Origin of the sequence: Vibrio sp. 10N.286.48.C11 (genome assembly GCF_041469805.1) — a bacterium.
In the GTDB taxonomy this organism is placed as follows: Bacteria; Pseudomonadota; Gammaproteobacteria; order Enterobacterales; family Vibrionaceae; genus Vibrio; species Vibrio crassostreae_C.
Genome location: NZ_JBFRLK010000015.1, coordinates 1 through 11,960, shown reverse-complemented (window position 1 = coordinate 11,960; position 11,960 = coordinate 1). Strand labels below are relative to the sequence as shown.

At 44.6% G+C, this 11,960-nt stretch carries 11 protein-coding genes; 4 read left to right on the top strand and 7 right to left on the bottom strand.

Annotated elements, in window-relative coordinates; all coding sequences use genetic code 11:
- Window positions 1-16: 16 nt before the first annotated feature.
- Window positions 17-784 carry a peptidoglycan binding protein CsiV gene (locus tag AB4209_RS05255; protein ID WP_017065298.1) on the top strand — a complete coding sequence of 256 codons (768 nt, stop codon included), beginning with the start codon at window positions 17-19 and terminating at the stop codon, window positions 782-784.
- Between the two features lie 140 nt (window positions 785-924).
- Window positions 925-1,470, top strand: a complete 546-nt coding sequence (locus AB4209_RS05250; protein WP_372055069.1) for a GNAT family N-acetyltransferase — start codon at window positions 925-927, stop codon at window positions 1,468-1,470.
- A gap of 111 nt (window positions 1,471-1,581) precedes the next feature.
- Here AB4209_RS05250 and AB4209_RS05245 read toward each other — a convergent pair whose 3' ends face one another.
- The 7 genes from AB4209_RS05245 to hinT form a co-directional block, all read right to left on the bottom strand.
- Window positions 1,582-2,871 (bottom strand): NAD(P)/FAD-dependent oxidoreductase, encoded by a 1,290-nt coding sequence (locus AB4209_RS05245; RefSeq protein ID WP_009847154.1) that lies wholly within the window; start codon window positions 2,869-2,871, stop codon window positions 1,582-1,584.
- Between the two features lie 513 nt (window positions 2,872-3,384).
- On the bottom strand, window positions 3,385-3,924 hold the full coding sequence (gene ycfP, locus AB4209_RS05240; RefSeq protein ID WP_009847155.1) for an alpha/beta hydrolase YcfP: 540 nt from the start codon (window positions 3,922-3,924) through the stop codon (window positions 3,385-3,387).
- A 108-nt stretch (window positions 3,925-4,032) separates the two neighbouring features.
- Complete coding sequence (locus tag AB4209_RS05235) at window positions 4,033-4,887, bottom strand: phosphotransferase (protein WP_372055067.1); 855 nt, start codon at window positions 4,885-4,887, stop codon at window positions 4,033-4,035.
- 205 nt (window positions 4,888-5,092) lie between these two features.
- On the bottom strand, window positions 5,093-5,683 hold the full coding sequence (gene lpoB / locus AB4209_RS05230; RefSeq protein WP_017060223.1) for a penicillin-binding protein activator LpoB: 591 nt from the start codon (window positions 5,681-5,683) through the stop codon (window positions 5,093-5,095).
- 86 nt (window positions 5,684-5,769) lie between these two features.
- A complete protein-coding gene (locus AB4209_RS05225; protein WP_017060222.1) occupies window positions 5,770-6,153 on the bottom strand; it encodes a YcfL family protein in 384 nt (127 codons plus the stop codon).
- Entirely contained in the window at window positions 6,153-7,544 is a 1,392-nt protein-coding gene (locus AB4209_RS05220; RefSeq protein ID WP_017065296.1) for a COG3014 family protein, read from the bottom strand. The genes AB4209_RS05225 and AB4209_RS05220 overlap by 1 nt, the downstream gene beginning before the upstream one ends.
- 296 nt (window positions 7,545-7,840) lie before the next feature.
- Entirely contained in the window at window positions 7,841-8,191 is a 351-nt protein-coding gene (hinT, locus tag AB4209_RS05215; protein ID WP_017060220.1) for a purine nucleoside phosphoramidase, read from the bottom strand.
- A gap of 277 nt (window positions 8,192-8,468) precedes the next feature.
- Between hinT and AB4209_RS05210 the strand changes: the two genes are divergently transcribed.
- Both AB4209_RS05210 and AB4209_RS05205 read left to right on the top strand, forming a co-directional pair.
- On the top strand, window positions 8,469-10,460 hold the full coding sequence (locus AB4209_RS05210; RefSeq protein WP_372055065.1) for a methyl-accepting chemotaxis protein: 1,992 nt from the start codon (window positions 8,469-8,471) through the stop codon (window positions 10,458-10,460).
- Between the two features lie 197 nt (window positions 10,461-10,657).
- Entirely contained in the window at window positions 10,658-11,824 is a 1,167-nt protein-coding gene (locus AB4209_RS05205) for a DUF1887 family protein (protein WP_017065293.1), read from the top strand.
- Window positions 11,825-11,960: the final 136 nt, after the last annotated feature.

Below are 11,960 nucleotides of genomic sequence, written 5' to 3'. Positions count from 1 at the left end.
GGAAGACGGAGTAAAAATGAAAAGACTGATCCCACTGCTACTATTGTTCGTCTCACTGCCAAGTTTGGCGCAGAGACAATTTGATATAGAAGTGATCATTTTTAAGCGCGCTGTTGATGCAGAGAAGGTGAACGAATCTTGGCCAAATACACAGCCTAAGATTTCACTTGAACGCGTTGGTTCATTTCAAGATACCCAATACCGAGCAAAGAAAGGCGTTCAAATGCTACCTTACTCGGAATACAAGTTAACGCCTCAGAAAGACAAGCTACGTAAACACGCTGGCTTTGAAGTTCTGATGCATACCGCTTGGCGTCAAGGCGACCAAGGTAAGAGCTCGGCACCTGTTTTCCATATTCAAGCAGGTAAAGATTTCTCTAAACAGTTTAATGCTGATGGCTCTGAAAAAGGAGCAATCACTGCAGGCAGCGCTGATGGGTTCCAAGAAGAGACCATTGATAAGCCACTCTACGAATTAGACGGCAAGCTGCAAATCTACGTTCAGCACTACCTATACGCTGAAACGACATTAGATTTAAAAGCGCCAAGCGTTCGTGAAGTGACTCTACAAGAGCAACAAATTGAGCTAGATTCACCAGTAAGTGGCGCAGAAAGCAACGTCCAGGTGGGCAATCTAACTGAAATTTCTCCGACGGTTGAAGTCCAAGAGTTCCTTAAGAGCTACCGCATGGACCAAAAACGTCGTATGCGCAGTACAGAAACTCATTACCTTGACCACCCACTTCTTGGAATGGTGATTCAAGTTAGACGTGTAGCGCAATAATTAGCCTAATAACAGTAGATCAGTAACTCAGCTATTCTTATATAGAACCGAACTTGATGCATTCAATACGCCCTCCATTGTGAGGGCGTTTTATTACGCGGTACTTACTATCCTTATCTACACATTACTTGGTACGTCCTATGAGCCCTGACTTTCAGATCAATACACAAAATCTTAGCCTTAAAATCATTGAGGCCTCAGATGCTCAAGAATTTTCTCAGCTGGTTAAGTCCTCCCCTAGCTTGCTGCCATGGGTCGACTGGTGTCATAAAGAGTTTTCTATCGTCGAGGCCGAGAAATTTATTCTGGCAACTCGCCTGAACTGGGTGAAAGCCGATGCGTTTGGCTTTGGCATCTTTGAACGAAAAAGCGATAAGTTAGTCGGTATGGTTGCCATTAATGAGCTTTACCACACCTTTAATATGGCGAGTTTAGGTTATTGGGTCGGTGATGACTTTCAAAGGAGAGGGATCGCCAAAGAAGCGATGTTCGCCCTATTTGAATTTTGTTTCGCGCAACTCAAGTTAACGCGTTTGGAGATTGTCTGCGATACCGAGAACCTACCCAGCCAAAAGTTGATCGAGAAGTGTGGCGCTGAGCGAGAAACCATTGCCCAGAATCGATTTCTGTTTAACGGTAAGCCGAAAGATGGCGTGGTTTATTCTGTGCTACCTCCAACGTCTTAACAGCAGAAATGAGTTCAACACCTGCGATAATCCATAATCGACACGATCAAAAAAGAGCTCCGAAGAGCTCTTTTTTATTATCAGCGTAATGCTCTGAGAAGGCTTACCTGATTAGTGAAGCTTTAGGTTTGGACGAAGTACACGGTTAATACGACCAACCAGCATCATCAGTGATGTTTTGATTAAGCCGTGAAGCGCCATCTGGTGCATGCGGTACAAAGAGATGTAAACCACACGAGCAATACGACCTTCGACCATCATCGAGCCTTTCGTCAGGTTACCCATCAAACTACCTACCGTAGAGAAACGGCTAAGTGAAACTAGCGAGCCTTTGTCTTTGTAGATGTAGTCTTTCAGGTCACGACCGTTCAACTTAGCAATGATGTTGCTGAATGCACAGCTTGCCATTTGGTGAGCCGCTTGTGCACGTGGCGGAACGAATGAACCGTCTGCTTGTGTACATTGCGCCAAGTCACCGATTGCAAAGATGTTGTCATCCAGTGTTGTTTGCAGCGTGTTCTTCACAACCAACTGGTTGATACGGTTGGTTTCAAGACCACCGATATCTTTCATGAAATCTGGTGCTTTGATACCTGCTGCCCATACCATGATTTGAGCTGGGATCTTGTCACCATCTTTGGTTGTTAGGCCGTCAGAATCCGCCTGAGTCACCATCGTATTCGTACGAACGTTCACACCAAGCTTGGTTAGCTCAGAGTGTGCTGCACTTGAAATACGAGGAGGTAGAGCTGGAAGAATACGCTCACCCGCTTCAACTAGGTTTACGTTCAGCTTGCTTGAATCTAGGTCGCCGAAGCCGTAAGTACGAAGTTCTTTAACGGCGTTGTGTAGCTCTGCAGAAAGCTCTACACCAGTTGCACCAGCACCAACAATCGCGATGTCTACCGTGCCTTGACCGTTCTTAGCGTGAAGCTTTAAGAACTGATTGTTCATTTCTGTACGGAAACGGTGTGCTTGCTCTGGGCTATCAAGGAAAATACAGTTGTCACGAACGCCTGGAGTGTTGAAGTCGTTTGACGTTGAGCCTAGCGCCATCACTAGAATATCGTATTCAAGTTCACGGCTTGGCATCAGCAGTTCACCGTGCTCGTCTGTAAGCTCGCTTAGTGCAATCACTTTACGCTCACGATCGATGTCGTTCAGGCTGCCCATTTGGAAATCGAAGTAATGGTTTTTTGCGTGCGCACGGTAGCTTAATGCATCAACACCTTCATCCAGTGAGCCCGTTGCTACTTCATGAAGTAATGGTTTCCATAGGTGGCTTGCTTTACGGTCTACCAGAGTAATCTGGGCACGTTTCTTACGACCTAAAGTGCGGCCTAGCTTAGTTGCTAGTTCTAAACCACCAGCACCGCCGCCTACTACGATAATTTTTGTCACAATGACAATCCTCTACAAAATGAATAAATGGGGTTCGGCTCGATTACTCCAACCGATAAATTCTATGTATCTACTCGGCCTTGAATGCGAAGGCTGTTACAAATTGGGTTACCGCGAAAAAGAATAACGACAGCTCACCGAGTAGTTAGAGGGGTTACAAACAACAAATAATGGTTTGTTGCTTTGCTCACGTGGATATAAAAGGTGACTACCTGAGAGGCAGAACACAAATTATGGGCAAGTTTTTTCACTCGCTCTCAATTTTTTTTGATATTTGTCAAAATATTTTGCTTGGGAACATTATATATAGCAAAAAGATGACCGCAACAAAAAAATCCTTACCCTCAATGAGGATTCGCGACTAATTAGTTAACGTTTGAGCAAACTGATCTATAAATGCGCAAACCGACCGATAAAACATATACAACTACTTTATCAATACCAATCTCTAAGATTCAGATGTGAAAAAGCAGCACCCAAATGAGTACTGCTTTTATAAAACATCTGGATTGATTAAGCGTTTTTGAACGCTTTCATTGCTTGAAGATGTTGAGAGATCTTTTTGAATTTATGACTCTCTTTCTCATCCCAGATTACATCATAGTAATCTTCTAGCGCGGCAGCTGTTTTGGTATTGTCGTGAATTTCATCTTCACGAGAAAGCACCACTAAACAGCGTCCTTTGTTTTTCATACGGTACTGAGCAACACATTTAGTTGCGATGTCTTCGTACTCTTCTGGACGGTCAATTCGACCTACCATGTTGTTCTCAGGGTGCAGATTAGGGTTGAACACCACCTGCTTAATCCCACATAAGAAACCAATACGCTCAGACCAAAAACCACCTAAACCTACACCACAAATAATGGGATGCGGATCATCGGATTGCTCTATCACCTTATGCACTTCTTTTAGCAGATGCTGCATATCGTGTTTTGGATGCAAAGTACTGTAGTTGATGAAACGAACGTCATCATCAATGAATTGCAACTGCAGTATTTTTTCGTGATTGCCCGGGCTTGTTGAGTCGAAGCCATGTAGATAGATAATCATTGTACCTCCCCCGTTGAATATTGGTACGTTTTGATCAATCTAACACGAAAAACAAGGTTTTAAAGGTAACAGCTGAGAAATTATATTTTTCACTTCCTAAACGTGATCCTAGCTACATAAAGTGTGACTCAGAGCCTCCGCTTCACGCAGATAACTTTCATCGCCCCAAAGCTGATGAGCAAGTAAATACCATAGCATCGCCATCATCTGGCTTCTTGGTAACCATGCTTCTACACCATCAAGCCAAGGCTGAACATCATGGATTCCTCGCAGCTGACAGTACTTCTCAACCGCTTCTGTGACTGGCGCGCCAGCAACCGCAATGGTTAATGTTAAATCGAGCCTAGGGTCTGCGAGCGCAGCGTATTCCCAATCAATAATCTTAATGCAGACACTGTTTCTCACTAGGTTATAACCACCTAAGTCAAAATGGCACAAAGACAGGTCAACATTGGTAATACTCGGAGCCACGCGCCACTCTTGATAAATCTTAGTGCAGGCTTCAGTCTTATGAATCGCATCAAGCTGCAGCCAGTAATGGTCGACTCGCGCCGTGAAACTGAATGGTTGCAGTGGTAATCGCGCAGTATTAACCAGATGAACAGAGATCAGCGTTTTCAACAGGTCATCGAGTTCTAGATCTTCGTAAAGTGTCTCACCCGCAATCCACTCAACCAGTAACCCCTGCTCATTCACTACCATTGGGCTTGGCCCGATACCGAGTCGCTCAATGGCAGACAGCACTTGGTACTCTTCATGGCGAGAAATGAAGAACGCTTTGGTGATAGGTGTGGTTGGCCGCCAAACATACGCAGTACCATCGGCATCGACCAACTTCCAACATCGATTGGTCAAACCGCCTGTTAATGTCTGTGCTCTAACTGGAGGCTCAGAAAAGTAACCGTCAAGCGAACTCAAACTGGTATCAAGAAGCTTAGCCTCAGACCAAGAAAAAATTGCCATATTTACTCCCTATAAACGTCTTAACTGCCCTATAAACGTCTTCATTCCCTACAAAAAAGACACTGACCAAAAGCCAGTGTCTCTTCATAAACAGCACATCATGCACTGCATTGGCGTGTGACCAAGCTATACGCTGTCAAGATTAAGCGCCGCCAATACTAGACATTGTCAAATCCGGCTGCGCATAGTTGGCAAGTAAGCGAAATTAAAGGCCTAGTAGGCTCTTAGATTGTTGCTTACGGATTTCAGTCTCGTCAGCCCATTCAATCAAGCCAGACTCAAGATCCATTAGACGCATCGTCATTTTGTAGTATACGTCTTCATCGCTACCCGCTTTCTTAACGATGCTTGATAGGTTGCCGTACAGCATGTACTGAGCACCAACCATTTTACCGAATTGAATCGCTGAACTTTGGTTTACAAGCTCATCGTTGTTTTGGAAGTTCAATTGGTCACGAACAGACTCTACACGGTCCATATCAACGAAACGGAACTTACCAGAGTTCAGCATCTTAGTACTGATAGTGTCAGTGATTGACTCAGTATCGATGTGCTCACTTGTTTTGTTCTTGATTCGCTCTACAAACACGATTGGACGCTGTTCACGAGTAATGTAAGACACAGAACCAGACGCCATCATGCTATCGACCATTTCACCCGCAATCGTTTGAAGGTCAGTTGAACCGAAATCGATTGTCGTGGTTTCTACTGCTTGTGCATCACCGTAGCTTACCTTGTTTGAACAACCGCCTAAAATAACCGCTAAACCTAGTAGCGCAATGACACTCTTTTTCATTTTGTTTCCTCAACTTATCACTGAGCGGGGTTACCCACACTCCTAAATTCTTGTATTTACGAATCATGAGACCCGTTTAATCTAACTTACTGCTCTCGGAACTGGACTCTGAACTGAGTCGCTTTCGGGTTTACCGACACTTCCGACAACGAAATACTTTCAAAACCACGAACAATCGCTTGCTTCCAAGGACCTTGTTTAAGGTTGACCTCAAGCCCGGCATCGTCGTACCAGTAAAAACGATAAAGAATATGTTGATCGCCTTTATAGTTACTGTTTAAACGAACGATTCCTCGCGTATGACCGTCGACCAGATCGGTGCGAATATCTTCAACCTGTAAACGGCTGCCCAATACCTTGTCACCAAAGAAAACGTTCTGAGTCAGACTATCGACCCTTACGCCAGCTGTATTATCAGCACAACCAGCCAGAGCCATAACCGCTGCTAAGCTCACTAACCACTTTTTCATTACAGCCTCCCTAGCTGTTTATGCCACATTGTTGCATTGTTTCCTTGTCGAGAAATCCACACCAAGGTGGTCTGCCCTTCTCGAATATCAAAGTCGTACGTTTTAGCGCCCGCTTCCAACGTATATTGACCGCTATTTGCTACAAACGTACTGCTCTTAATCTCTGCAGGTAATGATTGCCAACTGCGAGTGTCTGGTTGCTCTGTCAGTGTGTTCCACACGTTGAACAGAATATTACCGACATCATCGCCTTTGGTTGCTTCTTTTCGAATGCGATCTTTCGCGACTACACGTAGCGCTTGGCGAATAACAATGCTTGTCATACGTTCCGATAGATCGTTCTGCGCCATCGCGTTTACATCAGTGATCAAATGTTCTTGTAGCGGCTGTCCGCTGATTCGCAAGGCAGAAAAACGCTCTACGTTTTGACTTGGGTAATATGGAAGCGCAAGAGAGTATATTGCCCCCTGATCGCGACTGTCATAAACAGGCAAATCCAGTCGCCAACTGTCCATAGCTTGCACAGCGCTCTGCTCTTGAAGAACAATCACTCGCCCTTCACCTGCACTAAGTTTAGAAGATTGCTTATAGCGTTTTTCTAATGTTGCTAAATCTTGTCGCATCCCTAAACGAGCGGCTGTTGCCATGGTTCTATCGATGATTTCTTGGTTATCTGGCATCACAGCCAAAGCACGACGATAGTCAACGTAGGCGCTGTTTAAATCATTTGACGCTTCATAAAGCAGACCAGACAAGAACATCAGATACGCATTCTGTACTGACTGCAGTTTCTTACCCGCATCAGGGTAATTGGCAAGGATGCTACCCACATTGGCAGACAAGCCTTGCTTCTTCGCATCGCTGGCTGCTTTGTCTAACTCAGCCTCGCGTTGCTTCTTCGCTTGTTCTTGAACTTGGTTGGCGCGACGCATTTCGATCACCGCACCTTCTAAATCGTTTTTCTTGAGGTAATTTAAACCGAGATACAGATGAAGAAAGCCCAACTCGTAATCGGCTGGCACATACTCGGTAATATTGTCATTCACAGCCAACGCACCCACACTGGTTGCACTGTCTGAGATTGAGATCACGGCTTTGCGTTGCTGCTCAGTAACCGCCTGATCAGCCACTTCAAACGAAGCCTTACTCTCAGGGTATTTTTGATCCAGCAGATTAATTCTGCCTCTTTCAAAGTTATCAAGGATGTCGCCTGCCGCGTAATCTGGTAGCTCTTGCTGAGCCTCTGAATAATCTCCAGATTTAACGGCTTGGTAGATCGCTTTGTTTTGTGCGCTGTAATGACTGAACAGGCTTCCTGCAGACATACTCGCACAACCTACGGTCAACGCCGATAACAGGGCAATGGAAGCGAATCTAAACTGTTGCTTCACTTATCGTCTCCGTGCATGTTTAAAATGCCTACTTTATTAGGGTCTGATGACCTTTAATGGTCTCATTATCAAAACGAAACGCGTTGTAAAAAGGATCTCAAGCCAGTTGAAACCCTACTGATTTAGCCTCTGCCTAGGCGATGCCGATGTTCAGACAACAGATAGAACTTAAAGTTGGCATACAAACTACAAATTTTCCAACTAACTACTTGTGTTAACCCACTAATGAGCGCGTTTAAACTAGCTCATTAGCTTTCATTAACTCGTTAGCTTTTCATTAGCTCATTAACTTTTTATTAGCTCATTAATAGGGGGCCAAGTGGACGGCCGCCAACCAAGTGCATGTGAATATGATAAACCTCTTGGCCACCGTGAGAGTTACAGTTCACGATAAGACGATAGCCATCTTCTGCAATGCCCTCTTCTTTTGCTAACTTTCGAGCAACAGTAAACATGCGCCCCATCATCGCTTCATCTTGGACTTCAACATCGTTAGTTGTCGGAATCAGCTTGTTTGGGATGATTAGGATATGGCTTGGCGCGCGAGGGTTAATATCGCGAAATGCGGTTACTAAATCGTCTTGGTATAGTAGATCTGCTGGGATTTCTTTGTTGATGATCTTAGTAAAAATGGTTTCTTCAGCCATGTTTCTCTCCGATAAAACATTTATTTTTTAATGCTTTGAGTATGCGCTATGCCGCATCAAACCACAATAAATCTGCTTTAAAGCATAATAAAAAACACCGTTCAAATCAAAGAAAACGAGCCCTAGCTCTCAAGAATGGCATGTTGGTTATAACTGAGCGCTATTTTTGACGTGTGCGTCATAAAATGCGTAAGCCGAGCTCAATAGAATGCTGATAATTTTGTTAGTTTTACTTTGACCTGACATTAGGTCTGCATTTTTATTTAGGGAGAAAGCCATGAAGGGATCTGTGATCAAGCGTATGTACGCTGGTTTCGCACTGATCATCATCATGTTCGCAGTCACGATAACCATCATGATGAACAGCATGAATCAGATACACAGCAATTTTGAGAGTGTCTCAGAAACCTCATTACCACTTGTCGCGCTTTCAAATCAAACGAGTGTTCAATTGCTTTCTGCTGATAAGTCATTCAAAGATTTCTTAACCACACAAAACGCTGAACGCATGTCTGCAATGCGTACAGAATTTGCTGCATCACAAAACTCGTTTGCAGAAGTTCTCGGTAGTTTAGAAGCGGCAAGCCAAAACAATGCTTCACTTGTTGAACGTATCGCGCAATTAAGAGCAATGGAAGAACGCTACTTCGCCGAAGCTGACGAAGCGATGAACAACTACGTCGCGATGTTCGAAGCACAAGAACAAGTACAAAAAGCGTCTCGTGACTTCCAACGCTTACATTCAGAATTAACCGTTGGTATGAAAGAGTACGTTGCCGACCAAAAAAGCATCTCTGTAAAAGTGATGGCAAAGAGCTACTTCATCAAACTGCAAGACGCAGAAGTTATTACCTCTGATGCACTTGCTAGCTCTGATGTTGCCTTCGTTCAAAAAGCCCTTAACCAAAACAAAAAGGCCGTTACTCATCTTAACTACGCTTATCGAGGTCTATCAACACAACTACCAGCACTTAAAAATGTCTTCGATGAGTCGGTTCAGAAGTTCACCAAAGACGTTGGTCAGACAGGTGGCGTACTAGACAAACACAACAACTACCTACAAGCCAAACAAGCGTTGTACGTGAACATCGCTAACCTAGCTCTAGAAGTTGACCAAGCGATGGCTGTTTTGGACTCATTCAACGTGACCGCTGAAGAGCAACTTAACTCATCACTCGCTGACGCAAGCAGCATCTACGACAAAGGCCTATTCAACGCGATTGCCATTGGCATTGTTGTGACTGTGTTCGCTGCTGCGATTGGTTACCACATTGCACACAGCGTACGAGAGCCATTAACTCGCATCCTCGGTACATTAGAAGGTCTAACTGAAGGTGATATGACTCAGCGTATCGATATTCGCTACGACAACGAATTCAGCCGCGTGAGCCGTCACATCAACACCTTGGCTGACAACCTGCACAATATCCTTGTGAAGTTGAATGATGCTTCAGATGACTTAACTAAGACTGCAAGCGTCAACCAGAAGACGTCATCTGAAACGCAGGCTCAATTGAACAGCCAACGTGAGCAAACCGCGACTGTTGCGACCGCAATGACAGAGATGTCTCATTCTGTACAAGAAGTGGCGAACAGCGCGCAAAGCTCACTCACCATGGTTCAACAAGTAGAATCGGCTTCTGAGTCTGGTCGTCAGATCATGAACACCAACATCAGCACCATTAATCAGCTTGAAGTTCGCCTTACTGAATCAGTGGGCGCTGTAGGCGAGCTACAACAGATGAGTAGCCAGATTGGTTCAATCCTTGACGTTATTCGTGGTATTGCTGAACAGACCAACCTACTTGCACTTAATGCGGCAATCGAAGCAGCGCGTGCAGGTGAACAAGGTCGTGGTTTTGCAGTCGTTGCCGATGAAGTACGAGTGCTAGCACAGAAGACCACTCAATCAACCTCTGAAATCGAGACTATGATCAGCAATCTGCAATCAAGCTCGAAAACTGCAAGTAACGTAATTGAAAGCTGTATGAGCGATATGGACATGTCGGTTCAACAAGCTTCAAGTGCAAACAGTGCGATGGAAGAGATCCAAGCCTTGATTCTAGAGATCAGCCACATGAGTACACACATCTCTCAAGCAGCCGCTGAGCAGAGTGAAACGTCTGGTGATATTGCACGCAACATCGAAGACATCAACCACATCGCAGATAAGAGTTACCAAGCGATGTCTTCAATTGCGGAGGCAAGCCAAAACCTAACAATTTTGGCGAATCAGCAAGGTGATTTAGTACATCAATTCAAACTATAGATAAATGAAGAATCGATAGATATTTAGTGAGATTGTTGAGACTTTTTACCCAATAGTGGTGACTAATTGAGCTAGGGCAACTTTTATCAAGGGTTGCCCTTGTTTTTTATGAGCTTTGTCATTATATGATTATTAAGGCTTGCTGCTTCCCGTTTTTTCTTTCACCTTTATGAGCGAGCCGCTATTAAGGAATTTATATGGCTGTTCATGTTGGCATTATCGATCAAGACCCCATTCGCTTGCTCACCCCATTACTTGATAACCGAACGGTCAGCACCCACATCGTGTTTATCGGCGACAAGAATCAAGTCAGTATGTACAAACGTTTAGACAGCGTTTTGCATAAGCGCGACATTACGAGTGAGTTTTTCGAAATTCCGACCATCGTAAATACGTCCGTCATTAAAGAATCTATCCAAACCCTTGCCGAAGACCTCAAAGCACGCGGTCAAGAAGTGAAGCTCAACGCAAGTTGTGGCCTTCGTCACCGCCTACTTTCTGTGTACGAAGTATTCCGTACTTACCACTGGCCAATCTTCGTGGTTGAACCAAACAGTGACAAGCTGTGTTGGTTGTACCCAAATGGTAAAGAAGATGCACAAGTTCAAGACCGCATCACCATCGACGACTACCTGACTGTGTTCGGTGCTCGCGGTGAATTCAGCGATGTTCAGCTGTCTCCGCAACTGGATCAGAAACTTTATGAACTGGGTGAACGTTGGGCAAGTAACGCACTCGAACTAGGCCCTGGCCTTGCGACATTGAACTACCTAGCAACGACCTGCCGTAAAGAACAAAAACTTGATGTAGGTCTATCTGAGAAGCAACAAGGCTATCGCGAGCTCAACATGCTGTTGAGCGATTTGGTTGAAGCTAAAATTGCGACTTACGACAATGGTATTTTGACCTTTGCCAACGAAGACGCGCGCCGCTTCTCAAACGGTGAATGGCTTGAAACATTGGTTCACAGCACAGTTAAGCAGATCCAAGATGACATGCCGACCATTCAAGACCGTTCTTTGAATGTTCAGGTATACCGTCAACTGGGTGAACGTGAGGTTCGTAACGAGCTTGATGTTGCCTCTGTGGTGAACAATAAGCTGCACATCATCGAATGTAAGACCAAAGGCATGCGTGATGATGGTGATGACACCTTGTACAAACTGGAATCGCTTAGAGACCTGCTAGGTGGCCTACAAGCACGTGCAATGTTAGTGAGCTTCCGCCCTCTTCGCCATAACGACATCACACGAGCTGAAGATCTTGGCCTTGCATTGATTGGCCCTGACGAATTGAAAGATCTTAAAACACACCTAACGGCATGGTTTACAGCTGCGGGTGGCAGTGAAGATCTAGAGTACTAAAAACCAATAAGCTCATGAGAGCTCAATGCTCTTAAGCAGATTGTTAAAAAGGCGAATGACGATTAAGTCACTCGCCTTTTTTGTTGTCTGTTTTCTCTATTGATTACTTTCAGACGGCAATCGAGTAGGAGGAGGC